Origin of the sequence: Amycolatopsis sp. WAC 04197 (assembly GCF_003947475.1) — a bacterium.
In the GTDB taxonomy this organism is placed as follows: Bacteria; Actinomycetota; Actinomycetes; order Mycobacteriales; family Pseudonocardiaceae; genus Amycolatopsis; species Amycolatopsis japonica.
The window spans coordinates 1,273,364-1,298,652 of record NZ_QHJK01000001.1 but is presented as its reverse complement, the minus strand read 5'-3'; the positions used below and the strand labels follow the sequence as shown (position 1 = coordinate 1,298,652).

Here is a 25,289-nt window from a genome sequence, read left to right as displayed (position 1 = left end):
GCCCCTTACCCGTTCACGTTGCTTACGAACACTCTTCCAGAGGGCCCGACACCCAGCCAGAGCTGGGGGGACGACACTGATGGGTGACCGCTCGCCTCACGCTGGATACCCTCTGCAGCCGAGCTGTGGGTGGGGACGCCGTTAGCTCGTTATGCTGAACATCGGACCGGGTGCCCCCGGTTCGCCCCTAGAACCACCGGGACCGACTTGATGACGCAACCGCCCCACGGCCAGTGGCCGCCACGCGGCGCCGTCCAGCCACCGCCGGTGCACGGCCAGCCCCCTGCCCAGTGGCACGGTGCGCCGCACCACTTCCCGCCTCCGCCGCCGCGCCGGTCCGTGGGCGCGATCGTCGCGATCTGCCTCGGCGCGGTCGCCGTGCTGGTCCTCGGCCTGGTCGCGATCGTTTCACTCAATCGTGACGACTCCGATCACGTAGCGAATGCGGGCTACAGCACCCTGCCGAACACGCCTTCGCAGGCCGGACTGCCGCCGAGCGGGTCTTCGTCGCCCTCGTCGTCGACGAACCCGTTCCCCTCGTCACCGACCAAGGCGCCGTCTTCGTCGAGCGGGCCGCAGAAGATCCTCAAACTCGGTGACCACCCGATCCTCCAGGACCCGAACGCCGGCCTGCAGAACCGGGTCTGCACGCTGCCGCAGTGGCAGAGCAGCCAGCAGGCCGCCGAGGCGTTCTTCACCGCTGCGGGCAAATGCCTCGACAACGCGTGGGGCCCGTTCCTCGACGCTTACGACCTGCCGTTCACCCCGCCCGCCCTGCACTTCCCGACCGGATCCAGCTTCGAAACCGAATGCGGCACCATCCAGGTGGGCATCGCGACGGCGGCGTACTACTGCGAGAACAACCTCTACGTGCCGTTCCGCGGTCTGCAGACCGACCAGTACGGCAACAACCCCGGCGTCTACCTGGCCCTTTTCGCGCACGAGTACGGACATCACGTGCAGGAGGTCGCCGGGCTGATGGACGCGGCCTGGCAGAAGATCTACGACGCCGGCCAGAACAGCCCGGCCGGGCTGGAGATGTCGCGGCGCAAGGAACTGCAGGCGCAGTGCTTCTCCGGGATGTTCCTCGGCGCGCACGTCGACCAGGGCGGCACGGTCAGCCGGGACATGTACAACAAGGCCTGGAACGACCAGGAGACGCGCGGCGACAACACCTCGCGCAGCCAGGACCACGGGACGAACGCGCACTACGCGTCGTGGTGGCGGGCCGGTGCGAGCAACAACCGGATCGCCGACTGCAACACCTTCTCGGCTCCTTCGAGCGCCGTTTCCTGACTTCACGCGTTTCGGGTGGGGGGTTGCCGCTCGCCGACGGATGCGGTGCCGTGGGCGATTCCGGCTTGCCCGGTGCGGCTGGTCGCGCCAGGACGCCGACTGTGTGGATTTTGGGGCGTTGGATGACCAGAAATCCACACGGTCCCCGCATGACCGGTCCGGTCACGACGGGTGTGTGGAAATAGGGACATTGAACGTCCCTATTTCCACACACCCCTCACGACCACCTGGACCGACGATCAGGCCGCCACCGGAACCCGAGGCCCCCGCAACACCAGGAAGACGTACATCCCGCCCGCGAAGCAGCTGAACACCAGCAGCGCCAGCCCGAGCGGCCGCCGCGCGTCGCTCGCTCCGGCCGTCGCGTCGGCCGCGTGCACCGCGATGGTGTCCCCCGAAGCCCCGTCCGGGACGACGACCTCGAGGCGCTCGCCCTTGCCGTGTCCGCAGCCGTTGAGCGAGCCCTCGGTCGGTTTGCCGCCGAACTCGAACTTGACCTTCTCGGTCGCGCCGCCGCCCGTGCAGGGCGCGGGCTCGACGACCTCCGCCTGGACGGTCGCGCCCTTGGTCTCGTTCGAGATGCCGAACAGCCCCGGCCCGGCGAGCCACGCCAGGAAGATCACCAGCAGGCCGACCCCGGCCGCCACGGCCAGGGAGTTCCACCCCGGGGTGAGCCCTCTGGCGGGGTCCGATCGCTTGCGCACGAACGCCATGCTCCCAGAACCTCGCGGCAAAACACAGGAGCCCGCGAGCGTGGTAGCAAAGGTCCCCTGCTACCGCTCGATCGTCTCCGCCGCGGTCACCTTGCGGATGTAGAGCAGCTTGTCCCCCGGCTCGATCGCGTCCGCCTGCGGGGCGTCCACCCGGTACAGCACGCCGTCGCGGACGACACCCAGCACGATGTCCGGCAGATGCCGCGGCGACCCGCCCTCTTCGGACGGTTCCACCGGGCGTTCGGCGATCGCGAGACCGGACTCCGGGGTGAGCAGGTCCTCGACCATGTCGACCACCAGCGGCGTCGACGTCGCCATGCCGAGCAGGCGCCCGGCGGTCTCGCTCGACACCACGACCTGGTTCGCGCCCGACTGCTTCAGCAGGTGGACGTTCTCCGCCTCCCGCACCGACGCCACGATATGCGACTTCGGCGCCAGCTCACGGGCCGTCAGCGTGACCAGCACGGCGGTGTCGTCCCGGTTCGGGGCGACGACGACGGCGCGCGCCCGCTGGACCCCGGCGACGCGCAGCACGTCGGCGCGGGTGGCCGAGCCGTGCACGGTCACCAGCCCGAGTGACGTGGCCGCTTCGAGGGCCTGCTGATCGGTGTCGACGACGACGATGTGGTCGGGTTCGACGTTCTCGTCCCCGAGCAGCGCGTTGACCGCCGACCGGCCCTTCGTGCCGAATCCGACGACGACCGTGTGGTCACGCACCTTCGTCCTCCACTTTTGGATCTTGAAAGCCTGGCGGGAGCGCTCGGTGAGCACTTCGAGTGTGGTACCGACCAGGACGATGAGGAAGAGCACCCGCAGCGGGGTGATCACCAGGACGTTCACCAGCCGCGCGGACGGCGTCGCGGGCGCGATGTCGCCGTAACCCGTGGTCGACAGCGACACCGTCGCGTAATAGAGGCTGTCGAGGAACGTGAGCCCGTCGCCGTTCGCGTCGCGGTAGCCGTCCCGGTCGAGGTAGACGATCAGCACGGTCGCGAGCAGGGCGAGCATCGCGCCGATGATCCGTTTGAGGATCGACCGCAGCGGGCTGACCGTCAGTTCCGGCATCCGGATCACGCCGACGAGCTCGTGGTCCGGGCGGTCGCTCAGCCTGACCGGGAAACGCTTGAGAACCCTCATGCACAGGCTCCGGCCTGGTCCGCGTCACTCACGGTCGGGAGGATAGCCGAAGAACCTTCCGTTCAGCTCGGTATGCGAAGCTCAAGGCATGTCTTCGGATTCTCGACCGTCTCAGCGGCCCGCCCATTTCCTCGCCGGCCTGCTCGGCGCGGCCGGTGTCCTGCACTTCGTCCAGCCGAAACCCTTCGACGCCATCATCCCGAAGCAGCTTCCCGGCTCCCCTCGGGCGTGGACCTACGGATCCGGCGTGGCCGAGCTGGGCGTCGCCGCCGCGATCGCCAATCCGAAGACGCGACGGCTCGGCGGGCTCGCGGCCGCGCTGCTGTTCGTCGTGGTCCTGCCGGGGAACGTGAAGATGGCCGTCGACGCCGACCGCCGGAAGGCACCGAAGCACTGGCGGGCGGCCTTCTGGGCCCGAGTCCCGCTTCAGATCCCGCTGGTGACCTGGGCACTCAAGGTCCGCGACCGGGCCTGACCCCCGCATTTAGTCCTCTGGATGCGGTAGTTGCGCGCGCAAGGACCGCATTCAGAGGACTAAACGCTAGATCGTCGGGACGCTTCGCAGGAGCTGACGTAGTCCTTCGGCGTCCAGCAGATCCGCCGGGCGGACGGTCTTGTCGTGTTTCACGTAGTGGAACGCCGCCCGCACCTTCTCCACGGGGATGTTCTTCAACGCCGCCCAAGCCAGCCGGTACGCCGCCAGCTGCACGGCCAGCGATTCGAGCCGGTCGGCTTCCGGGACGGCACCGGTCTTCCAGTCGACGACGGTCCAGCCGCCGTCCGCGTCGGCGAACACGGCGTCCATCCGCCCGCGCACCGTCACGCCCACGACGTCCGCCGAGAACGGCACCTCGACCGCGTGCGGCACCCGATGCGCCCACTCGCTCTTCTCGAACGCGGTCTGCAGCGCCTCCAGCTCGGTGTCGGGCGCCTCGTCGACGTCCGCAGCCCCCGGCAGGTCGTGGATCTCCAGCAGCTGCTCGCCGCCGAACCGCTGCTCCAGCCAGCCGTGGAACGCCGTGCCCCGCCGCGCGTAGGTGTTGGGGCGCACGGGAAGCGGCCGCCGCAGCCGTTTGGCCAGCGCGGCGGGATCGGCCGACAGCTCGACCAGCTGGCTCACCGAGAGATGCGGCGGCAGGACGACCTGCTGCACCCGGTCCCGCGCCCGCGCCCGCTCCTCCAGCAGCACCTTGGTGTCGGAGATCCAGCCGTCCGGATCGTCCTCTTCCTCCTCCTCGGCATGCTCGGCGTCTTCCATCGCCCCGAGCACCATGTCGACGCCGTTCGTGACGCCCTCGCGCCGCGGCCACAGCGGATCGACCGGCCATCGCGACCGGCGGGAGTCGGCGACCAGCGGGTTCTCGCCGTCGGTCTCGGGTTCGTCGGCCCAGTGCTCGATCCGGCCGACCGAGTTCCCCCGCATCACCTCGCCGATTTCCAGCAAGAACTCCGACGGCCCCTTCGGCCGCGCGCTGCTCTCGTTCCACCAATGGCCGGAGATCAGCATGGTGTGCTCGGAGCGGGTCAGCGCGACGTAGCAGAGCCGCCGCTCTTCATCCGCTTCCCGCGCGACGAAACCTTCTTCGTGCAGTTCCAGCGCTTCCTGGACTTCCTTGCGGTCCGCGCCTTCGGGGATCCGCAGCTCCGGCAGATCCTCCGAGTCCCCGCGCAGCGCGGCGGGCAGCGAGGTCGACGTCCGCAGCCACGACGACGAACGCCGCCGCCCGGGGAAGACCTCCTTGACCAGATGCGGAATCGCGACGATACGCCATTCCAGCCCCTTGGCCGAGTGCACCGTCAGCACCTGGACCCGATCCGGGACCACCTCCACCTCGCCGGGGGTGAGCCCGTCTTCCGCGTGCGCGGCCGTGTTCAGATAGTCCACAAAGGACAAAAGAGTGGCCGTCGGCGACGTCTCGGCGAAATCCGTGACGACGTCGGCGAAAGCGTCCAGGTGCGCGCGGCCGGCGGGGCCGGGACGGGCCAGCGACTCGACGTCGAGCAGCATCGTGCGTTCCACGTCGGCGACCAGTTCGGGCAGCGATTGGTCGAGCCGTCGTCGCAACGCCGAGAGCTCGGCGCCGATCTTCCGGATACGCCGGTATCCCTCGGGCGAATAGCGTTCCGGCGTCCCGGGATCGTCGATCGCGTCGGCGAGCCCCGCCTGCTCGACCCGCTCGGTCACCAGCACCGGTTCGTCCACATCGGACTTTCCCGACGGCGGCACCGGCGACGAGAGTTCGCCCGCCCGGCGCCACAACGCCGCGAGGTCGGCCGCCGCGATCCGCCAGCGCGCCCCGGTCAGCAGCCGAGCGGCGGCGCTGCCCGCGAGCGGATCGGCGAGCACCCGCAACGTGCTCACCAGATCCGCGACCTCGGGTTCGTCGAGAAGGCCACCGAGACCGACGACCTCCACCGGAAGTCCACGCGCCCGCAGCTCCGCCGCGATCGGCGCCATGTCGGCACGACGGCGCACCAGCACCGCCGCGGTCGGTGGTTTTCCGGTCTCCTCCACGGTTTGGAACCAGCATTTCGCCACCGCGTCGGCCACCCACTCGCGTTCGGCGCGGATGTCCGGCAGCAGCGCGGCGGCGATGTCGGCGGCCCCCGCGCCCTCCAGCGCGCGCAGCCGCGCGACACCGAGGCCGCGTTCCCGCAGCGGTTCCGAGATCGCGTTCGCGAGTTCGAGCACCTCGGGCGGATTGCGGAAACTGGTCAGCAGCCCGAAATCCAGGGCTGGAACGAGCCGTTCGCCGTTGTCGCGCGGGAAGTCCGTGGTGAACCGGGGCAGGTTCGCCGCGCTCGCACCGCGCCAGCCGTAGATGGCCTGCGCCGGGTCGCCCACCGCGGTCACCGGCATCGGCGGATGTTCGACCCCGCCGAACAGCGAACGCAACAGGATCCGCTGGGCGTGCCCGGTGTCCTGGTACTCGTCGAGCAGGACGGCGCCGTAGCGTTCGCGCTCGCCCGCGACCACCGCCGGATAGCTACTGGCGAGCTGCGCAGCCAGCGACATCTGGTCGGCGAAGTCGAGCGCGCCTTCCGCCCGCTTCCGCGTGTGATACGCCTCGACCAGCGGCAGGAGCGCGAGCCGGAACCGTTGCGCCGTCATGACTTCGGCCAGCTTCTGCGGCAGCGAAGCACGCTGCCCCTTCGCCCTCGGCGCGTTCTCGATGACCTCGCACAGCCAAGACGTGTACTGCGCCAGCCGTTCGGTCTCGACGAGGTGCTCGCCGAGTTCCCCGGCCAGCGCCAGCAACTGCGCCGTCACCGTCGAGGGCACACGATCGGTGTCGAGGTCATTGTCCCAAGTGGACACGACGCGATGCGCGAACTGCCACGAAGACGTCTCCGAAAGCAGCCGGACGCCAGGCTGGACGGGCAGCCGCAGGCCGTGTTCGGACAGGAGCCGCCCGGCATACGCGTGATAGGTGAGCACGGTCGGCTCGCCCGCGGTCACCGTCGTGCGCAGGTCGCCGGTCGGGTCGATCTTGTCGAGCAGTCCCGATCCGACGAGCCGTCGCAGCCGGGTGCGGACGCGTTCGCCGAGCTGACGAGCGGCCTTGCGGGTGAAGGTCAGGCCGAGCACGCGTTCCGGCGGCACGACACTGTTGGCCACCAGCCAGACGACGCGCGCGGCCATCGTCTCGGTCTTGCCCGCGCCGGCGCCCGCGACGACCAGCGACGGCTCGATGGGTGCCGCGATGACCTCGGCCTGCTCGTCGGTGGGGCTGTGCAGGCCGAGCGCGCGGGCGATCTCACCCGGCTCGACCTGGCGGCGCTGGAGTTCGGAGATCAAGGGCCGGTCACCTGCCTGCCCTCGGGGCGCAGCGGACAGCAACCCCTTGCCGGGCAACGATCGCAGTCCGGGTTCTCGGTGACGCCGTACTCCGGGCCCGCGGCGGATCCGGCCGCCGAGCGCACCAGTTCGAGCCATTGCTTGCCGCTGTCCTCGTCCAACGGCGCCTGTTCGCGCTGGGTGGATCCGGTCTTGTTGTTGGACTTCGCGACGTAGACCAGCCGCGCGCCACCGGGTTTCGAACCGCCCTCGACCGCGCCGAGCAGCACGGCGAGCTGATACGCGGCCAGCTGCGGATGTTGTTCGGCGTCGGCGGCGGAGATCGGGACCTTGCCGGTCTTGATGTCGATGACGACCGGACGGCCGTCCTTGTCCATCTCCACCCGGTCGACGCGGCCGCGCAGGAGCACGCGAACGTCGTCATCGCCGACGGGCAGTTCGACCTCGATGTCCTGCTCGACCCCGGCTTCGATCAGCTCCTTGCGGCTGGATTCCAGCCAGGAGATGAAGTTCCGCAGCATCTGCTCGACCCGCGACCGCTCGCGGCGCGAGAACCACGGCGCCCCGGCGTCGACCCGTACCCATGCCTCGTCGAGGGCGGCGCGGATCTGCTCGTCGCTGCTGCCGCCGGCGACCGCCTGCGCGAGCCCGTGCACCAGTGTTCCGGTGACCGCGGCGAGCTGCGCGGGGTCACTGCCGCCGTGGCGTTCGATCAGCCAGCGCAACGGGCATTTGACCAGAACCTCCACAGTGGACGGTGAGATGCGGATGAGGTCACCCGGCCCGTGCACGGGTTCGCCGGTCGACGGTTCCAGCAGGCCGTACCAGGTGCTCGGATGCGCGCCCGGCACCCCGGCCGTGGCCAGTTTCGCGAGCTGACGCGCCGCGCGCCGCCGCCGTTCCGGGTCGCTTGTCTCAGCACAGACGACCTCGCGCAGCTCACCGACGAGTTCGGCGAGCACCAGCGAACGTCCCGCCGGTTTCATCCGCGAGTCGAGTCCGCCGTCGTCCGCGCCGTTCTCCTCCAGATCGTCGATGAACCGCGAGGGCTGCTCGTCCTCCCCCGCGACCGCGCTGACCAGCAGCGTCTTCCGCGCCCGGCTGGCGGCGAGGTAGAACAGCCGCCGCTCTTCGGCGAGGATCGGCGCGGTGGCGGACACCTTTTCGTCGTCGACCCCGGACATGAGGTCGACCAGCCGCTCGACACCGAGCACGGATCCGCGCAACCGCAGATCCGGCCAGCTGCCTTCCTGGACACCGGCGATTGACACGACCGTCCACTCGCGACCCGCGGACGCGTGTGCCGTGAGCAGCGAGACGCCCTCGCTCTTCATGGCCGCGGGAGCCAGCGTGTCACCCGCGATGTTCTGCGAGGACAGGTAATCCGCGAACGAGGCGACACTCGCCTTCGGCAATCTGTCGACATAGCGACCGGCCGCGTCGAAGAGCGCGACGATCGCGTCGAGGTCGCGATCCGCCTGCGAACCCAGCGATCCACCACGATCGACCAGCCGCAGCAAACGCTGTTCCAGACCGCTGGCCTGCCACAGATCCCACAGCACCTGCTCGACGCCGTCCCCGCGCACCACGGCCTGATGCGCCGCGTGCAGCAGACCGCCGATCCGGCGCATCGGGAGCGACTCGGCTTCGGCGAGGCCGGTGAGAACATCGTTGGTGCGCAAGGCTTCGACCAACAGTTCGTCGCTGGACCGCTGCCCGCCGCCCGCGAGCTCCAGCCTGCGCAACCCGCGCCGCAGCCGCCGCAGGGCGAGCGGATCCGCGCCGCCCAAAGGCGAGGAGAGCAGCATCTCGGCGAGGTCGACGTCGAGCAGTTCCGGATCCGCGGCGAGCCGCAGCATCGCCAGCAGAGGACGAACTGCGGGCTGCTTCGCGAGCGGCAGCTCCTCCGTGGCCGAGCCGATGGGCACCCCGGCCGCGCGCAGAGCACGTTGCAGGACAAGGAAAGTACGGGCGGGCGATCGGACGAGCACCGCCATCTCCGACCACGGCACGCCGTCGACGAGATGCGCGCGGCGCAGCTGATCGGCGATCCAGCTCGCCTCGGCGGCCGGGGTCGGCATCAGGCGGACACGGACGACACCGCCCTCGGCGTCCGGCGCGTCGACGAGTTTGCGCTGCGGCGACGAGCCGGGCAGCACGGAACCGAGTTTCGTGACGGCCGTGCGGATGACGGGCGCGAGCCGATGCGCCGTGGTCAGCAGGACCGTGCGCTCGCCGTCCTCGTCCGCGTCGGCGAACAGGCGGGGATCCGCGCCACGGAAGGAGAACACGGACTGATCGGGGTCACCCGCGACGACGAACTCGTCGGCCGCGTGCCCGATGAGCCGGACGAGCTGGGTCTGCAGCGGGTCGAGATGCTGCGCGTCGTCGACGAACAGGTGCCGGACGCGCCGCTGCTCGCGTTCACGCAGGTCCGGGTCGTCCTCCAAGGCGAGCAGGGCGGAAGTGACGAGCTCCGCCGCGTCCAGCGCGGGCGCGCTCGCCACGCCGAGCGCGTTGCCGCCCGCGCCCTGCAGCAGGGTGACCTCTTCGTACTGGCTCCAGAAGCGTCCGGCCGCGATCCACTCTTCGCGGCCGCGCCGCCTGCCGAGTTCGACCAGATCCTCCGGGCCGAGCCCGCGTTCGGCGGCGCGGAGCAGGAGGTCACGCAGCTCCTCGGCGAAACCGGGCACGCCCAGCGCGGGACGCAGCTGTTCCGGCCAGTCGAGCGCGCCTTCCTCGATGTCGCCGGCGAGCAGATCGCGGACGACGACGTCCTGCTCCGCCCCGGCCAGCAGGCGGGGCGGGGGGAGCTCGTCGGCTTGCGCCTCCATTCGCAACAGCGCGTACGCGTACGAATGCACCGTGCGCACAAGCGGCTCGCGGATCGTGCGGGGCAGCGGATCCTCTTCCGGATCGGTGGTGAGCCGATGGGTGATGTCGGCGCGCAGGGCCTCGGCCGCCTTGCGGGAGGTGGTCAGGATGAGCACGCTCTCCGGATTCGCGCCCTCCGCGATACGCCGCGACGCCGCCGACGCCAGCAAGGCCGTCTTACCCGTGCCGGGGCCGCCGAGGACCCTGCGGAACCCGTCCGGGGCTGCCAGCAGGCGGCGGGCGCCGTGATCCCATTGGAAGGACGGCGTGCCGGTGACCGGCGTGCGGACCAGCCGCGCGTCGGTTCCTGCCGCTGTTCGCCGCCCGTTCACGCCCACGATGGAACCACGCCCCGCCGACACAACCTCGCAGCGGCACGGCAAAGTGGTCCCATGGATGACGAACTGCACGAGCGGGTGCGCGAGGTCATCGCGAGCGTGCCCGCCGGCTCGGTCGCGACTTATGGGGATATAGCGTCGGTTTCGGGGGCGCCGTCACCGCGGCTGGTCGGCCGGATCCTCGGCGAGGACGGCCAGGACCTGCCTTGGCACCGCATCCTGCGGGCCGACGGGACGCCGGCTCCGCATCTGGTCGACGAACAGCTGCAACGACTGCGCGCGGAAGGCGTCATACCCGACGGACAGCGCGTCGACCTGCGGAAATACCGCTGGCAACGTGATCCCGGCGACGACGCTGGTCCCGGCGCGCTCTTTTAGGTTAGCCTCCCCTAATGAGCTACATCGAGGCGAAGGTGACCGGCGTCAGGCGGCTCACCCCGCATATGAGCAGGGTGACCTTCTCGGGGGCGTCGCTGGTGGACCAGGCGCCCGACCAGTACCTGAAGGTGTTCTTCCCGCAGCCCGGCCAGGCGGAACCCGTGCTGCCCGCGCCGCTGAACGGCGACGAAGTGCTGTCCTGGTACCGGACCTACCTCGCGATGCCCGACGACGTCCGCCCGCCGATGCGCACGTACACCGTGCGCGCGCTGCGGCCGTCCGTGCAGGAGGTCGACATCGACTTCGTGCTGCACGGCGACGAAGGCCCCGCCTCCGCGTGGGCTTCGCGCGCTTCGGAGGGCGACAGGGTCGCTTTCCTCGGGCCGCACGGGCTCTACGACGTACCTTCGGAGACGAACTGGCAGCTGCTGATCGGCGACGAGACCGCGATCCCGGCGATCGGCGCGATCGTCGAGGCGCTGCCCGCCGGCACGCAAGCGCTGGTCTACATCGAGATCAGTGATCGCGAAGACAGGCAGGTCTTCGAAACCCAAGGCACCGTGGAGCTGCATTGGGTGGTGCGCGGTTCCGGTGACGTCGGCTCGGCGGTCCTGGAGGCCGTGCGGAAGGCGGAACTGCCGGGCGGGACGGCCTACGCGTGGATTTCCGGCGAGGCGAACATGGTGAAGCTGGTGCGGCGGCACCTCGTGCGGGAGCGCGGGATCGACAAGCGGGCGATCTGCTTCACGGGGTACTGGCGGCAGGGGGTCAGCGAAGAGGCCGCCGGCCGTGAGGCGATGCGGCAGGCGGAGGCGGGGGAGGCTCCGGCCGAGGAGGACTGAGGGGCTTCTCGCGATGTGTCATGAAAGGGTCGTTCAGGACGTTTTATGTCCTGAACGACCCTTTCATGACATGCGGGCCGCCGGTGGCATGTCCTGAAGGCCACCTTTGGGACGTTGGACGTCCCGAAGGGACCCTTTGAGACATCAGCACCCGCCCGGCAGGCGTCTGACCTGCAGGAAGGGAGCAAGGGACCTTTGCTACCACTTACGTAGCCATGCTAAGCAAGCGAGAGCAAAGGTCCTTTGCTACCACCGACCTCAGTGCGGCACCCAGAGCGTCACCCGGGTCCCCCGCCCCGGATGCGAATCGATCGTCCCCCGCCCGCCGACCTCCGCCAGCCGCGCCATGATCGACTGGCTGATCCCGAAACCCGGCGGCCGGTCCAGCATGCTGAAGCCGGTCCCCTGATCCCGCGCGATGACCGCGACGCCGCCTTCGCACTCCTCGACGCGAAGCACGACCTGTTTCGTCCCGGCGTGCTTCACGGTGTTTCGAAGCGCTTCGCGGACGGCGTCACGGATGGCGGTCCGGCGCGCGTGTGAGAGGCGGTAGTCCTCTTCGGTCTCGGCGGCGACGAGCTGCGTGCGGAGGCCGTCGCGCGCCATTTCGGTGGCGACCTCGGCGAGGTCCGCCGCGAGACCCCGGGCCGAAGGCGCGTCAGGGCCGGTCAGTTCACGCCGCAGTTCTGCCGCTTGCGCCCGCGCCGTCGCGCGCATCTCCGCGAGCCGTTCCGCGGCGGCGGAATCGTCGTCCGGCGCTTCGAGTCCCATCGCTTCCAACGTCTGCAGCACGGAATCGTGCATCACCCGCTGGGTCCGCAGGCGTTCGGCGCGCTGCCCCCGCCGCATCCCGATGCCCAGCGCGAACCGGGTGCCGACACCGAGCAGGATCAGGATCCCGGCCGTGGTCACCATCGCCACGACGAGCGCGACCATGCACCCCACCGACCGGCTCGTCGCGAGCGGATGGTCGAGCGGGAGCCCGCCGGCCCAGGTCAGGAAGGCCCGGAACGGCACGGCCGCGATCAGCAGCAGACAAGCCGCGGGCAGCCCGAACGACAGCGTCCACAACGCCACCGTCCCGACCATCCACGTCCACGCGACGTCGATGGCGAACGGCTGGATCTCGGTCGGCGCCGCGGTGGCCACGATCGTCGTCAGCACCACGCCGACGGCGAGATCCGCGTACATCAGCCGTCCGGACGTCTTCGCCCGGATCCCGCGGCCGCGCACCACCCACCAGACCGCGAAGACGTTGAGCAGCATCCCGAGGATCGTCGTGCTCAGCACCGGAACGATCCCCGCCGAGCCGTTCGCGACCAGGAAACCGATGTACACCTTCGGAAACGCGGCCACGCGGTAGAAGATCGGGCCCAGCGCGGAGTACCGGATCGCGCGCATCAGCAGCGTGTCCGCGGAGTCCTCGCGATAGCGCCAGTCCGGCACCGAATCCGGGTCGGGTGCTTCGTCGGCGGGGCTGGCGCCCAGTACCGAAGAACCCTTTCGCAACATCGCGCGCACGAAGGTGACCGATTGAGACTCGGACATCCGCCGCCCTCCCCGCGTCCGATGTGTCGAGCCTGGCAAAGCGGTCTTCCCGCGTCAAGACGGCCGAATGCGCAGTTCCGCGACGAGAAGTTTGACCAACGCGCCGAGCCGCTGACGTTCGGGCTGGACGGTCGGCACCCCGGCGGCTTCCAACGGCGCCGCGGTCACCGGTCCGACGCACGCGCACAGCACCGGACCTCGCAGTGCGGCGAGAAGTTCTTCACGGCGCGGGCCCGCCAGCGTGAGCAGGTTCGCCGCAGCGGGAGCGGAAGTGAAGGCCAAAGCGTGCACGCGTCCGGCGATCACGCTTTCGACGAGTTCGTGCACAGGTGCGACGTCCACGGGCGAAAGCCAGCGATACGGCTGTGCCTGGACGACGTCCGCGCCCGCGTCCCGCAACGACGCGGTGAGTTCGGGCAGCAGGGTGCCGTGCAGCTGGACCGCGACCCGTTCGCCGCGAACCCCGGCGTCCCGCAATCCTTCGAACAGCTCGGCGTTGCTCTCCTCGGGCGCGGAAAACTCCTCCCGGAGGCCGAAACCACGCACCGCGCCCACCGCCTTCGGCCCGCGCGCGAAGATCCGTGACGCCGCCAGCCGGTCCAACAACGGCTCGTGCAGTCCCCAGCCTTCGGCCGCCGAAAGCCAGCCACGGAATCCGGCGCCGGTGGTGACGGCGGTGAACCCGACCGGCCCGGCCAGCACGGCGTCCGTCGCCGCCCGCAGTTCGGTGTCGTCGGGCAGCGGGACGATCCGGATGGTGGGCGCGTGCAGCACCCTCGCGCCCTGCCGGGTCAGCGCGCCGATGAAATCGTCGGCCCGCCGCTCCGCGGTGATCCCGATCGTGATGCCGTCCAGGTCAGCCATAAACCGCGCCCATCTTCCCGATCTCCTCCGCCAGCCGCTCGCGCAGCTCCGGCGGTTCGAGCACTTCGAGGTTCCCGCCGAACCGCAGCAGTTCGCCGACGGCCGATTCTCCCGGTTCGACGGGCAGTTCCATCGTCAGCCAGCCGTCTTCGTCCGGTTTCGCGGTGGTTTCCCGCAACGCCCGGGCCCCGACCGCCCCGAGGTAGAACGGCAGCAGTATGCGGGCGAACTCGTTCAGCCGCACCACCGCCGTCCGCGAGTACATCCGCTTTTCGAACTGCTCCGACCATTCGTGCCAGTAACGCGCGAGGTCGAAGTCGGAAGGCCGCTCGAAGGTCTCGCCGAGGTCTTCGAGTTCTTCGATCCGGGAGATGCGGTACGTCCGGTCGGTGCCGTCGCACCGCGCCGCGAGATACCAGTTCCCCGCCTTGAGGATGAGGCCCAGCGGATCGAGTACGCGGTCGACCTTCCTCTGCCCCCAGCGTTCGTACCGGACCTTGACGCGCCGCCCGTGCCAGACCGCGTCGGCCAGTTCGGACAGTCGCGGCAGGCTTTCGATCCCGCGATGCCAGCCGGGGACGTCGAGGTAGAACCGTTCGGAGATCTTGCTCGCCCCGGCACGCAGCTCCGACGGCATGGCCGCGTGCAGTTTGAGCTGAGCGGCCGCGAGGACCGTGCCGAGGCCGAGTTCGGTGGCCGCGCCGGGCAGACCCGCCAGCGAAAGCGATTGCGCCTCCTCCTCGGTCAGCCCGGTCAGCCGCGTGCGATAGCCGTCGACCAGCTGATAGCCGCCCGTGCGCCCGCGATCGGCGTACACCGGCACGCCGGCCGCGGACAGCGCCTCGACGTCGCGGTAGACCGTGCGGACCGACACCTCCAGCTCGGTCGCCAGCTCCTCGGCCGTCATCCGGCCGCGGTTCTGCAGCAGGAGGAGGACGGACAGGAGCCTGCTCGCGCGCATGAATCCAGTATCCCCTAAAACCTGACACATCCTGACAGGTATGGCTGACAGGGTGAACCCATGAACACGTTCGCCATGAAGAACTGGGAAGAATCCGTCGTCAGCGGCACGGAGGGCGCGCCGCGAGTCGCTTACGCACACGCCACGCTCGCCTACAGCGGGCTGATCGAGGGCGAGTCGGTCCTCGACTACCTGCTGTACTACGCGGGTGAGGGTTACGACGGCGGCGACACGACCTCTCCCGGCCTCGAACGGATCGAGGGCAGCGTGGACGGACGCAAGGGCAGCTTCGTGATCAAGCACGACACCGGGTTCGACACACAGGGGATCAGGTCGGCGTTCACGGTGGTCGAGGGTTCCGGAACGGGTGAACTCGCCGGGATCACCGGCAGCGGCACCACGACGGGCGCCCTCGGCGAGCCGACGATGTCGTACACGCTCGACTACTCGCTTTAAGGAGGACCAGTGCTCGAGGTCGATCGCGAGCAGGTGCTGGCGTACCGGATCGCCGCGCACGGCCTGCACCGTGAGGAGACGGATCCGGCCGCGGCGGCCGTGTTCGACCTCGGGCTGCAGGATTCCGTGCGGGACACCGCCCTGCTGGGCCTCGCCGCCCGGATCGACGGCGACATCACGCCCGGTGTCTGGGGCGACGACCGGTTCGTGCTCGCGTGGACGCATCGCGGCGCGCCGCATTTCCACCGCCGTGCGGAGCTGGACGCTATCCGGGCCGCTCTCGTGCCTCTCGACGAGAAGGACGCGATGGCCCGGATCCTCTGGCAGCGCAAGCAGGTCGACGACGCGGGCATGTCCGCGACGGACGCGTTGTTCACCGCGGCGAAGGCGATCCGCGAGGTCGTCACCGGCGTCCAGACCAAGGGCACGGTGAGCGGCGCGGTCACGAAGCTGATCCCTGACGGCCTGTCGTACGCCTGCCGCGGCTGCGGTGTCGTGCACATCTACGAGCAGTTGATGCGGGTCGCGTCGATCCACGCCGGGGTCCGGCTGGAGGCGGGCGCGACCCCGGCGACGTTGGCACCGCTGGAAAGGCGCGGGCGGCTCAAGACGACGCCGGACGTCCAGGCGGCCACCCGCGTGGTCGAGGGTTACCTGCGGATCAACGGTCCCGCCGCTCCCGGCGACGCCGCCGCCTACGTCGGGACGACCCGCACCGGGGTCGACGCCATGTGGCCGGACGGCCTGGCCGAGGTCCGCGTCGGCGGCAAGAAGGCCTTCCTGCCGGAAGACCGGGTGACGCTGCTGGAGAATCCGCCCGAGCCGGACGTGGTGCGCCTGCTGCCGCCGCTCGATCCGTTCGTCCAGGCGCGCGACCGAGCCGTGCTGGTGCCGGACAAGGCCCGGCAGAAGGAGGTCTGGAAGATCCTCGGCAGCCCCGGCGCGCTGCTGGCCGACGGCGAGATCGCCGGCGTGTGGCGCGCCAAGGGGAGCGGGAAGAAGCGGCTCGACTTCACCGTCACCCCGTTCGACGCCCTCCGCCCGGCCGTCCGGAAGGCGGCCGAGGAGGAGGCCGCCCGCGTCGCCGCCGCCCGGGAATTCCCCGACCACCGCGTCACCTTCTCCTGAACGACCTCCCGCATTTCGTCCTCTGGATGCGAATACCGCATTCAGAGGACGAAATGCGGGCGTCAGGGGTCGACGGCCAGGCGGTAGCCGCGTTTCACCACCGTCTGGACCAGTTTCGGCGCGCCCAAAGAGCTCCGCAGGCGGCCGATGGCGGTCTCGACGGCGTGTTCCTCGCCGCCGTCGGGGAGCGCGGAGACCAGTTCCCGCCGGGAGAACACCCGCCCCGGCGATTCCGCCAGCGCCCGCAGCAGGGCCATCGGCGCGGGCGCGATGTCGCACCACTGACCGTCGACCAGCGCCGCCTGACCCCGCAGTTCGATACTCCGCCCGCCCGCGGTCAGCCGCGGCGAACGGGACTCGAGCGCGTCGGACACCGTCCGTGCCAGCGCCCCGATCCGCGACCGCGTCGGCTGCACCGTCGGGATCCCGAGCGCGGCCAGCGGTGCCGCGGTGATCGGCCCGACGCAGGCCGCCACGACCCGTTTCTCCAGCGCTCCCACGACTCCCGGCAGCCGTCCGGTCCGCTTCGCCACCGCCAGCAGGGACGCCACCGCGGGTGCGCTGGTGAACGGCAACGCGTCCACCGAACCGTCGAGGACACCGTCCAGCAGCCGGTCCAGCGGCCCGGGATCGGACGGCCCGACCCACCGGTACACCGGCACCTCGATCACGTCGGCGCCCGCGGAACGCAGACTGTCCACGAAGTACGGAAGCGGCTCGCCGTGCAGCTGCACCGCGATCCGCTGACCGTCCACACCGGAATCGAGCAGATGTCTCAGCACCTCGGCGTTGCTTTCCGAGGCGGGCGAGTAGTCCTCCGAAAGTCCGGCCGCGCGGATCGCGCCCTTGGCCTTCGGGCCTCGCGCGAGTAGCGAAGACTGCCCCAGTCTGGCCAGCAGCTCCTCCCCCAGCCCCCAGCCTTCGGCCGCCTCGACCCAGCCGCGGAAGCCGATCCCGGTCGTCGCGACGACGACGTCGACCCGGTCTTCCAGCAGGCGCATGGTGGCCGACCGCAGTTCGGTGTCGTCGGCGAGCGGCACGATCCGGATCGCCGGGCCGTAGCGCACGGTCGCACCCTTACGCACGAACAGCGCGCCGAGCTCGTCAGCCCGTCGCGCCGCCGTGATCCCGATGACGAATCCCGCCAGGGGAAGGACTTCTGTCACGGTGAGAATTCCACCTCCACCACACCCCTGGTGACCCGGACCCGATACGCGGCGACCGAGACCCCTTCGGCGTCGAGGCACGAGCCGGTGCGCAGATCGAAGCGTTCCTTGTACACCGGCGAAGCCACCACGGGAACACCGCCCGCGTCGCCGACGATCCCTCGCGAAAGCACCGCCGCACCACTGATCGGGTCCACATTGGACAGCGCGTACCATCGGTCGCCCGAAAGCCGGAAGATGGCCACCTGCGTCCCACCGTCGAGCAGGGCCGCGACACCGGACCATTCGGGGACCGCGCCCGCCGCGCAGACGGCGGTCCAGGTGCGCTCGATCGACGTCGTCACTGTTTCACCTCCGGGATGCCCAGCAGGACGGGAACCTTCTGGTCACGTTCGGTACGGAACGAGATCGTCGGATCCGGGGTGCCGGGCGCGTTGACGAACGAGCTGAACTTCGCCAGCTTCTCCGGATCCTCCAGCACACCGCGCCACTCGTCGGCGTAGTCCCCGACGTGTTTGGCCATCGCCGCGTCGAGGTCTTCGCAGATGCCGAGCTTGTCGTCGACGATCACCGCGCGCAGGTGGTCGAGCCCACCTTCCATCTCCTCGACCCACGGGGCGGTGCGCTGCAGGCGGTCGGCCGTGCGGACGTAGAACATCAGGAACCGGTCGATCGTGCGGATCAGCGTCTCGGTGTCCACTTCGGACACGAGCAGATCCGCGTGCCGCGGGGTCGCGCCGCCGTTCCCGCCGACGTAGAGGTTCCAGCCCTTGTCGGTGGCGATGATGCCGAAGTCCTTGCTCCGCGCCTCCGCGCATTCCCGCGCACAGCCCGAAACGGCCGACTTCAGCTTGTGCGGCGAGCGCAGGCCGCGGTACCGCAGCTCCAGCTCGATAGCGAGCCCGACGCTGTCCTGCACGCCGTAGCGGCACCACGTCGAACCGACACAGGATTTGACCGTGCGCAAAGACTTCCCGTACGCGTGCCCCGATTCGAACCCGGCGTCGACGAGCCGCCGCCAGATCAGCGGCAGCTGGTCGACGATGGCGCCGAACAGGTCGATCCGCTGCCCGCCGGTGATCTTGGTGTACAGCCCGAAGTCCATCGCCACCTGCGCGATCACCATGAGCTTCTCCGGCGTGATCTCGCCGCCGGGGATCCGCGGGACCACCGAGTACGTCCCGTTGCGCTGCAGGTTCGCGAGGAACTTGTCGTTGGTGTCCTGCAGGGTCGCCTGCTCGCCGGCGAGGATGTGCCCGTTGCCCAGCGTGGCCAGGATGGACGCGATCGCCGGTTTGCAGATCGCGCAGCCGGTCCCGGTGCCGTAGCGGTCGATCATCTCGCTGAACGTGGTGATCCGGGTGGCCTGCAGGATCTGGAACAGTTCCGCGCGCGACTGCGTGAAGTGCTCGCACAACGCCTTCGACTGCTCGACACCGCACGCCGTCAGCAGCTTGCCCAGTAGCGGGACACAGGAGCCGCATGCGGTTCCGGCCCGGGTGCAGCCCTTGATCTTGGCGACCGAATCGCAGCCCTCTTCGGTGATCGCGTGCGTGATCGCGCCTTTGGAAACCGCGTTGCACGAACAGATCTGCGCCGCGTCCGGCAGCGCGTCGACGCCGACCGCCGCTCCGCCACCGGCCGGGGCGAGGATCGCGCCCGGCTCGGCGGGCAGTGGCCTGCCGACCATCGCGCGCAGCGTGTTGAACTCGCTCGCGTCGCCGACCAGGACGCCGCCGAGCAATGTCTTCGAGTCGTCCGAGACGACGAGCTTCTTGTACGTCCCGGCGACGGCGTCGTTGAACGCGACCTCGAGCGCGCCCTCGGTCGCCGCGTGCGCGTCGCCGAAGCTGGCGACGTCGACGCCCATGAGCTTGAGCTTCGTCGACATGTCCGGCTCGGGGAACGTGCCCTCGCCGCCGGTCAGCCGCGCCGCGACGATCTCCGCCATCGCGTAACCGGGGGCCACGATGCCGTACACCTTGCCGTCGACGGCCGCGCATTCGCCGATCGCGTACACCGCGGGATCGGCCGTCCGGCAGGTGTCGTCGACCAGGATCCCGCCGCGCGCACCGACTTCCAGCCCGGACGAGCGGGCCAGATCGTCCCGCGGCCGGATACCGGCCGAGAACACGACCAGGTCGACGTCGAGCTCGGTGCCGTTGCCGAGCCGCGCGATGTAGCGTTCGCCGTCCGGCTCGATGGCGTCGGTCGACGTTCCCGTGTGGACGGTCACGTCGAGGTCGGTGATCAGCCGCCGGAGCAGCCCGCCGCCACCCTCGTCGACCTGCAGCGGCATCAGGCGCGGCGCCATCTCGACCACGTGCGGCGAGAGACCCATGTCCCGCAACGCCTTCGCGGCCTCCAGTCCCAGGAGCCCGCCACCGATGACGACCGCCGAACGACGTCCGCGGCCGGGCCGCTGAGCGGCTTCCCGGATGGCGTCGAGGTCCTCGATCGTCCGGTAGACGAAGCAGCCGGGGAGGTCGTGTCCCGGTACCGGCGGGACGAACGGCCGCGAACCGGTCGCGAGCACCAGCGTGTCGTACGGCTGCTCGTGGCCCGCTTCGGTGACGACGATCTTGCGCTCGCGATCCACCGAAGCGACCGGGTCACCGAGCCGCAGCTCGACCAGCGGATCACCCGCGTAGTCCGCGCCATCCAGGGCGAGAGAGGCCGGATCCCAGGTGTCCACATAGGACGTCAGAGCGACCCGGTCGTACGCTGGGCGCGCCTCCTCGGCGAGCACCACGACCTGCCACTGGCCGTCCTTGTCCTCCGCGCGCACCGCCTCGACGAGCCGGTGCGCGACCATGCCATGTCCGACGACGACGAGTTTCCGCATCAGACCTCCGCTCCGGCGAGCGCCAGGCCTCGGGTGCTCGCCACCTCCGACTGCTGCTTGCGCAGATACACCGCCCACGTGACGGCGAAGCACAGGCCGTAGAAGACCAGGAAGGCGACGAACGCCGGCACCCCGCTCTTCGTGTCCGCGAACGACTGGCGGAAGGCCAGGTTGATGAACAACCCGCCGAGTGCGCCGATCGCGCCGGCCAGCCCGATCAGCGCGCCGGAAAGCTTGCGCGCCTTGAGCATCTCCAACGTCTCGTCCGCGCCCTCGCTGATCGCGACCTTCGCCTTGGCGCGGAAGATCGCCGGGATCATCTTGTACGTCGAGCCGTTGCCGATACCGGTGAGCACGAACAGCACGATGAACGCGACGGTGAACAGCGCCAGCGACTTCGACGTCGAGGCCAGGATCAGCACCACGGTCGCCGCGGCCATGCCGACGAACGTCACGAAGGTGACCTTGCCGCCGCCGATCCGGTCGGCCAGCCAGCCGCCCGTCGGCCGCGAGAACGAGCCGAGCAGCGGGCCGAGGAAGGTCACCGCGGCCGCCTGCAGCGGCGTCCGGCCGAACTGGTTCTGCAGCACCAGGCCGAAAGCGAAGCTGTAGCCGATGAACGAACCGAACGTGCCGACGTAGAGGAACGACATCACCCAGGTGTGCGGGTCCTTGACGATCTCGCGCATCGCCTTGGTGTCGCCCTTCATCGAGGCGAGGTTGTCCATGAAGAAGTACGCGCAGGTCGCGGCGACCACGATCAGCGGAATGTAGATGTAGAGCACCACCCGCGGCGCCGTGGCGCCGACGGTACCGATGACCAGCAGGCCGATCAGCTGGATCGCCGCCACGCCGAGGTTTCCGCCGCCCGCGTTGAGCCCGAGCGCCCAGCCCTTGTACTTCTCCGGGTAGAACGCGTTGATGTTGGTCATCGACGACGCGAAGTTCCCGCCGCCGACCCCGCCGAGCGCGGCGATCAGCAGGAACGTGCCGAGCGAGGTGCCCGGCTGCATCGCGATCGCCGCCAGAATCGTGGGCGCCAGCAACAACAGGGCGCTGACGATCGTCCAGTTCCGGCCGCCGAACCGCGCCACCGCGAAGGTGTAGAGCGGCCGCATCAGCGCGCCGATCAGCGTCGGGGTGGAGACCAGCAGGAACTTGTCGGCGGCGGAGAAGCCGTACTGCGGGCCCATGAACAGGACCATGACCGACCACAGTGTCCAGACGGAGAAGCCGATGTGCTCGGCGAGGATGGAGAACCAGAGGTTCCGCCGGGCGATCTTCTTCCCGGTCTCCTCCCAGAACCGCTCGTTCTCGGGATCCCAGTGCTCGATCCAGCGCTTTCCACGAGCTTCCATGAGGTCCTCCTTGGTGGATGCGTTCGGGTTCACTGGGCGGCCAGCCATTTCGCGACCCCGCTCACGGCGTCCTTGCAGCCGCCGCAGCCGGTCGTCGCGCGGGTCGCCCCGGCGAGGGCGGGGACGTCGGTGGCGCCGCCGCGCCACGCTTCGACGAGCCGCCCCTTGGTCACCGCGTTGCAGCGGCAGATGACCGCCGACGCGGGCAGATCGGCCGGGCTCGACGCCGACGGCGCGCCTGGCGGCAGCGAGCGTCCTAAAAGGACCGCCAGGCGGTCTTCGGGCACCGGGGTGCCCCGGTCGTAGAGCTGCGTGATCGTCGCGGCCGCGTCGGGCAGGCCGAGCAGGATGGCGCCTGCCACGCGGTTTTCGCGGATGACGAGCTTGCCGTAGCGGCAGCCCGCCGGGTCGCTGAAAGTGAGCACCTCGGCGGTCGGATCGTCCGCGCCGGTCATCGTCTCACCGAGCGCGGTGAGGTCGATGCCGCGAGCCTTCAGCCTCGTCACCGCCTGGGTGCCGCGGTACCGAGACGCGGATTTCGTTCCGGTGACCAGATCCGCGACGACGGCGGCCTGTTCCCACGCGGGCTGCACGAGCCCGCCGAACGCGCCGGGATGTTTGGCGCAATCGCCGATCGCGTGGATCCGGCCGTCGCTGGTGCGCAGCAGATCGTCGACGACGACGCCGCCCTCGACGGTCAGCCCGGCGTCCACGGCCAGTTTCGTCTCCGGCCGGACGCCGGTGGAGACGACGATGAGATCGGCGGGGACGTGCGTGCCGTCGTCGAGTTTGAGCCCGTCGCCGCTGACGTAGCGCGCGGCCCCGACACCGAGCCGGAAGGCGACGCCGAGTTCTTCGAGCTTCCTGGTCAGCACCCGTGCCGACTCCGCGTCCAGCTGCCGTTCCATGATGTGCGGCATCGGATGCACGACGGTGACGAGGTTCCCGCGTCCGGCGAGGCCGCGCGCGGCCTCCAGGCCGAGCAGCCCGCCGCCGAGCACCGCGACCGGCGCGCCCAGCCTGGCGGCGTCGAGGATGCGGGCGCAGTCGTCGAGGGTGCGGAACGCGACGACGTCCGGACCGGGTTCGAGCCCTTCGACCGGCGGCATCCACGGATTGGCGCCGGTCGCGAGCACGAGCGCGTCGTAGTCCACTGTGGACCCGTCGTCGAGGTGGACCCGCCGCGCATCACGGTCGATCGACGTCGCGGAGACCCCTCGGCGCAGGTCAGCGCGGGTACGGGACGGCCATTCGTCGTCGTGCAGCCGGACGGCCTCGGGCCGCATGGTGCCGGCGACCACCGACGAGAGCAGCACCCGGTTGTAGGCGGTGTGTTCCTCCGCGCCGACGACGGTGAGCCGCACGCGCTCGCCCTCGGGGTCGCGGCGCTGGATCTCGTCCGCGAGCCGCGCGCCCGCCATCCCGTATCCGGCGATGACCACCGACCGGGGGCTCACGCGACGGCCTCGGCCGGGGCGAGCGCGACCGCGCACACCTTGAACTCGGGCATCCGGCTCGTCGGGTCGAGCGCCGGGTTGGTCAGCAGGTTCGCCCTGCCCTCACCGGGGAAATGGAACGGCAGGAACACCAGATCGGGGCGTAGCGACGCCACACAGCGGACACGTGCGACGGTCTCCCCGCGACGGGAGCGCACGAGCGCGAGGTCGCCCTCGGCCAGCCCCGCGCGGGCAGCGGTGTCGGGATGAACTTCCACGAAGGCCTCCGCCACGACGTCGTTGAGTTCCTTGACCAGCCGGGTCTGCGCCCCGGACTGGTAGTGCTGCAGGACCCGTCCGGTGGTGGCCTGCAAGGGGAATTCGGCGTCCGGGGGTTCGGCCGGGCCGACGTGGTCCACCGGCACGAACCGCGCGCGGCCGTCCGGATGGGCGAAGGAGTCGAGGAACATCCGCGGTGTGCCGGGATGCGATTCCGTCGGGACAGGCCAGTAGAGGGCCTCACCGGCGCGGAGCCGGTCGTAGGTGACACCCGAGTAGTCGGCGACGCCACCCTTGGACGCACGCCGGAGCTCGGTGAAGACGGTCTCCGCGTCCGTCGGGAACCGTCCGTCGGGCTGGCCGAGCCGACGGGCGAGTTCGGAAAGCACATAGAGATCGGTCTTCGCGCCGGACGGCGGATCGATCGCCTTGCGCCGCAGGAGGATCCGGCCTTCGAGGTTGGTCATCGTGCCGTCCTCCTCGGCCCACTGGGTGACCGGCAGGACGACGTCGGCCATCGCCGCCGTCTCCGAGAGGACGAGATCCGAGACCACCAGTAAGTCCAAAGAGGACACTTTGTCCTGGATGTTCCCGGCGCCGGGCGCGGAAACGATGAGGTTGCTGCCGAACACCATCAGCGCGCTCGGCCCGTCTTCGGTGCCGAGCGCCTCGAGCAGCTCGACGGCCGAACGCCCCGGCCCCGGCAGGGATTCCGGCGACACACCCCAGACTCCGGCGACGTGCTCGCGCGCGGCGGGGTCGTCGATCTTGCGGTAGCCGGGCAGCTGGTCCGCCTTCTGCCCGTGCTCACGACCGCCTTGGCCGTTGCCCTGGCCGGTCAGGCAGCCGAAACCGGATCCCTTGCGCCCCGGCAGGCCGAGGGCGAGCGAGAGGTTGATCCAGGCGTTGACCATCGCGGTGCCGTTGGCGTGCTGTTCGGTGCCGCGCGCGGTGAGGACGTAGGCGTTGCGGGCCGCGGCGAGCTTGGCGGCGACGCGTCGCTGGTCGGCGGCGGAGACGCCGGTGATCTGCTCGACACGCTCCGGCCACCAGGCCGCGACCGAACGCCACAACTCTTCGAAACCGTTCGTGCGCTTGTCCACATAGGACTGATCGAGCAGGCCGTCGGCGACGACGGCGTGCAGGATTCCCTGCGCGAGCGCGAGATCGGTACCCGGCGCGGGCTGCAGATGCAGTCCGGCCAGCTCGGCGGTCGGCGTGCGGCGCGGGTCGACGACGATCAGGTCCGCGCCCCGCAGGTGCTGCGTGAAGGGCGGCATCGTTTCGGCCGGGTTCGCGCCGATCAGCAATACCGCGTCGGCGTCGGCGAGATCCGTGACCGGGAACGGCATCCCGCGGTCGGCGCCGAACGCCTTGATCCCGGCGGCGGCCGCCGAAGACATGCAGAACCGGCCGTTGTAGTCGATCTGCGACGTGCCCAGCGCGACGCGGGCGAATTTCCCCAGCAGATAGGCCTTCTCGTTGGTCAGCCCGCCGCCGCCGAAGACGGCGACCGCGTCGGCGCCCTTGGCCGCGCGGATCTCGGTGAGGCGCTTCGCGACGAGGTCGAGGGCCTGGTCCCAGGTCGCGGGCCGGAGTTCGCCGTCGACCCTGATCAGCGGCGTCGTCAGACGGGACGGCGAGGTGAGCAGCTCCCCCGACGTCCAGCCCTTCTGGCACAGGCCGCCGGCGTTGACCGGGAAGTCGCGCGGGGCGACCCGGGCGCCGTCGAGGCTCATCCCGCACTGCAGGGCGCAGTAGGGGCAGTGCGTGTCCACCGCGGTCACGGTGGGGGCGGCGAGCGGCACGGGCACCTCCTCCAGGCGTCGATAGCGCTCGAAGGTAGGTAGGCCGTGTTACCTGAAAACTCC

At 70.2% G+C, this 25,289-nt stretch carries 19 protein-coding genes; 6 read left to right on the top strand and 13 right to left on the bottom strand.

Annotated elements, in window-relative coordinates; translation table 11 throughout:
- The first annotated feature begins 210 nt into the window (after positions 1–210).
- Positions 211–1,296, top strand: coding sequence for a neutral zinc metallopeptidase (locus tag DMC64_RS06545; RefSeq protein ID WP_370323664.1), 1,086 nt, complete (start codon positions 211–213; stop codon positions 1,294–1,296).
- Positions 1,297–1,535: 239 nt separating this feature from the next.
- On the opposite strand, the gene DMC64_RS06540 is transcribed toward DMC64_RS06545, so the two are convergent.
- Positions 1,536–1,943, bottom strand: coding sequence for a hypothetical protein (locus DMC64_RS06540; RefSeq protein WP_125732936.1), 408 nt, complete (start codon positions 1,941–1,943; stop codon positions 1,536–1,538).
- Between the two features lie 126 nt (positions 1,944–2,069).
- Positions 2,070–3,146, bottom strand: a complete 1,077-nt coding sequence (locus DMC64_RS06535) for a TrkA family potassium uptake protein (protein WP_037332041.1) — start codon at positions 3,144–3,146, stop codon at positions 2,070–2,072.
- A gap of 88 nt (positions 3,147–3,234) precedes the next feature.
- On the opposite strand from DMC64_RS06535, the gene DMC64_RS06530 reads away from it, so the two are divergent.
- The gene (locus DMC64_RS06530) at positions 3,235–3,621 is read left to right on the top strand and encodes a hypothetical protein (RefSeq protein WP_125732627.1); all 387 of its coding nucleotides are present in this window, start codon (positions 3,235–3,237) and stop codon (positions 3,619–3,621) included.
- Between the two features lie 66 nt (positions 3,622–3,687).
- On the opposite strand, the gene DMC64_RS06525 is transcribed toward DMC64_RS06530, so the two are convergent.
- Together DMC64_RS06525 and DMC64_RS06520 are read right to left on the bottom strand one after the other, a co-directional pair.
- Positions 3,688–6,945: an ATP-dependent helicase gene (locus DMC64_RS06525; protein WP_125732625.1), complete on the bottom strand. Its 3,258-nt coding sequence runs from the start codon at positions 6,943–6,945 to the stop codon at positions 3,688–3,690.
- On the bottom strand, positions 6,942–10,157 hold the full coding sequence (locus DMC64_RS06520) for an ATP-dependent DNA helicase (RefSeq protein WP_199754903.1): 3,216 nt from the start codon (positions 10,155–10,157) through the stop codon (positions 6,942–6,944). Before DMC64_RS06520 ends, DMC64_RS06525 begins: the two co-directional genes overlap by 4 nt.
- Before the next feature lie 54 nt (positions 10,158–10,211).
- Here DMC64_RS06520 and DMC64_RS06515 point away from each other — a divergent pair, with 54 nt between their 5' ends.
- Together DMC64_RS06515 and DMC64_RS06510 are read left to right on the top strand one after the other, a co-directional pair.
- Positions 10,212–10,535 carry an MGMT family protein gene (locus tag DMC64_RS06515; RefSeq protein ID WP_037332048.1) on the top strand — a complete coding sequence of 108 codons (324 nt, stop codon included), beginning with the start codon at positions 10,212–10,214 and terminating at the stop codon, positions 10,533–10,535.
- Between the two features lie 14 nt (positions 10,536–10,549).
- Positions 10,550–11,377 (top strand): siderophore-interacting protein, encoded by an 828-nt coding sequence (locus DMC64_RS06510; protein ID WP_125732622.1) that lies wholly within the window; start codon positions 10,550–10,552, stop codon positions 11,375–11,377.
- A gap of 258 nt (positions 11,378–11,635) precedes the next feature.
- On the opposite strand, the gene DMC64_RS06505 is transcribed toward DMC64_RS06510, so the two are convergent.
- The 3 genes from DMC64_RS06505 to DMC64_RS06495 are packed head-to-tail and all read right to left on the bottom strand — an operon-like array spanning position 11,636 to position 14,750.
- Complete coding sequence (locus DMC64_RS06505) at positions 11,636–12,925, bottom strand: sensor histidine kinase (protein ID WP_037332051.1); 1,290 nt, start codon at positions 12,923–12,925, stop codon at positions 11,636–11,638.
- A gap of 54 nt (positions 12,926–12,979) precedes the next feature.
- Positions 12,980–13,789: a uroporphyrinogen-III synthase gene (locus DMC64_RS06500; RefSeq protein ID WP_125732620.1), complete on the bottom strand. Its 810-nt coding sequence runs from the start codon at positions 13,787–13,789 to the stop codon at positions 12,980–12,982.
- Positions 13,782–14,750 (bottom strand): YafY family protein, encoded by a 969-nt coding sequence (locus tag DMC64_RS06495; RefSeq protein WP_125732618.1) that lies wholly within the window; start codon positions 14,748–14,750, stop codon positions 13,782–13,784. The genes DMC64_RS06500 and DMC64_RS06495 overlap by 8 nt, the downstream gene beginning before the upstream one ends.
- Positions 14,751–14,810: 60 nt before the next feature.
- On the opposite strand from DMC64_RS06495, the gene DMC64_RS06490 reads away from it, so the two are divergent.
- Together DMC64_RS06490 and DMC64_RS06485 are read left to right on the top strand one after the other, a co-directional pair.
- Positions 14,811–15,206 (top strand): DUF3224 domain-containing protein, encoded by a 396-nt coding sequence (locus tag DMC64_RS06490; protein WP_038518972.1) that lies wholly within the window; start codon positions 14,811–14,813, stop codon positions 15,204–15,206.
- A gap of 9 nt (positions 15,207–15,215) precedes the next feature.
- Positions 15,216–16,334, top strand: a complete 1,119-nt coding sequence (locus DMC64_RS06485; RefSeq protein ID WP_125732616.1) for a DNA glycosylase AlkZ-like family protein — start codon at positions 15,216–15,218, stop codon at positions 16,332–16,334.
- Between the two features lie 62 nt (positions 16,335–16,396).
- On the opposite strand, the gene DMC64_RS06480 is transcribed toward DMC64_RS06485, so the two are convergent.
- Genes DMC64_RS06480 through DMC64_RS06455 form a run of 6 tightly spaced genes read right to left on the bottom strand, consistent with a single transcriptional unit; the run spans position 16,397 to position 25,226 of the window.
- On the bottom strand, positions 16,397–17,500 hold the full coding sequence (locus tag DMC64_RS06480) for a uroporphyrinogen-III synthase (RefSeq protein WP_125732614.1): 1,104 nt from the start codon (positions 17,498–17,500) through the stop codon (positions 16,397–16,399).
- A complete protein-coding gene (nirD, locus tag DMC64_RS06475) occupies positions 17,497–17,844 on the bottom strand; it encodes a nitrite reductase small subunit NirD (protein ID WP_125732612.1) in 348 nt (115 codons plus the stop codon). The genes DMC64_RS06480 and nirD overlap by 4 nt, the downstream gene beginning before the upstream one ends.
- Complete coding sequence (nirB, locus tag DMC64_RS06470; protein WP_125732610.1) at positions 17,841–20,345, bottom strand: nitrite reductase large subunit NirB; 2,505 nt, start codon at positions 20,343–20,345, stop codon at positions 17,841–17,843. Before nirB ends, nirD begins: the two co-directional genes overlap by 4 nt.
- Positions 20,345–21,703 carry a NarK/NasA family nitrate transporter gene (locus DMC64_RS06465; protein WP_125732608.1) on the bottom strand — a complete coding sequence of 453 codons (1,359 nt, stop codon included), beginning with the start codon at positions 21,701–21,703 and terminating at the stop codon, positions 20,345–20,347. Before DMC64_RS06465 ends, nirB begins: the two co-directional genes overlap by 1 nt.
- A 29-nt stretch (positions 21,704–21,732) precedes the next feature.
- Positions 21,733–23,160: an FAD-dependent oxidoreductase gene (locus DMC64_RS06460; protein WP_125732606.1), complete on the bottom strand. Its 1,428-nt coding sequence runs from the start codon at positions 23,158–23,160 to the stop codon at positions 21,733–21,735.
- Entirely contained in the window at positions 23,157–25,226 is a 2,070-nt protein-coding gene (locus DMC64_RS06455; protein WP_233629577.1) for a molybdopterin oxidoreductase family protein, read from the bottom strand. Before DMC64_RS06455 ends, DMC64_RS06460 begins: the two co-directional genes overlap by 4 nt.
- Between the last annotated feature and the right edge of the window lie 63 nt (positions 25,227–25,289).

What these genes read in the sequence shown, in the direction of transcription:
- DMC64_RS06515 (WP_037332048.1), top strand. Translation starts at nt 10,212, where the DNA reads ATGGATGACGAACTGCACGAGCGGGTGCGCGAGGTCATCGCGAGCGTG.
- DMC64_RS06530 (WP_125732627.1), top strand. Translation starts at nt 3,235, where the DNA reads ATGTCTTCGGATTCTCGACCGTCTCAGCGGCCCGCCCATTTCCTCGCC.
- DMC64_RS06545 (WP_370323664.1), top strand. Translation starts at nt 211, where the DNA reads ATGACGCAACCGCCCCACGGCCAGTGGCCGCCACGCGGCGCCGTCCAG.
- DMC64_RS06490 (WP_038518972.1), top strand. Translation starts at nt 14,811, where the DNA reads ATGAACACGTTCGCCATGAAGAACTGGGAAGAATCCGTCGTCAGCGGC.
- DMC64_RS06465 (WP_125732608.1), bottom strand. Translation starts at nt 21,703, where the DNA reads ATGGAAGCTCGTGGAAAGCGCTGGATCGAGCACTGGGATCCCGAGAAC.
- DMC64_RS06505 (WP_037332051.1), bottom strand. Translation starts at nt 12,925, where the DNA reads ATGTCCGAGTCTCAATCGGTCACCTTCGTGCGCGCGATGTTGCGAAAG.
- DMC64_RS06495 (WP_125732618.1), bottom strand. Translation starts at nt 14,750, where the DNA reads ATGCGCGCGAGCAGGCTCCTGTCCGTCCTCCTCCTGCTGCAGAACCGC.
- DMC64_RS06535 (WP_037332041.1), bottom strand. Translation starts at nt 3,146, where the DNA reads ATGAGGGTTCTCAAGCGTTTCCCGGTCAGGCTGAGCGACCGCCCGGAC.
- DMC64_RS06500 (WP_125732620.1), bottom strand. Translation starts at nt 13,789, where the DNA reads ATGGCTGACCTGGACGGCATCACGATCGGGATCACCGCGGAGCGGCGG.
- nirB (WP_125732610.1), bottom strand. Translation starts at nt 20,345, where the DNA reads ATGCGGAAACTCGTCGTCGTCGGACATGGCATGGTCGCGCACCGGCTC.
- DMC64_RS06510 (WP_125732622.1), top strand. Translation starts at nt 10,550, where the DNA reads ATGAGCTACATCGAGGCGAAGGTGACCGGCGTCAGGCGGCTCACCCCG.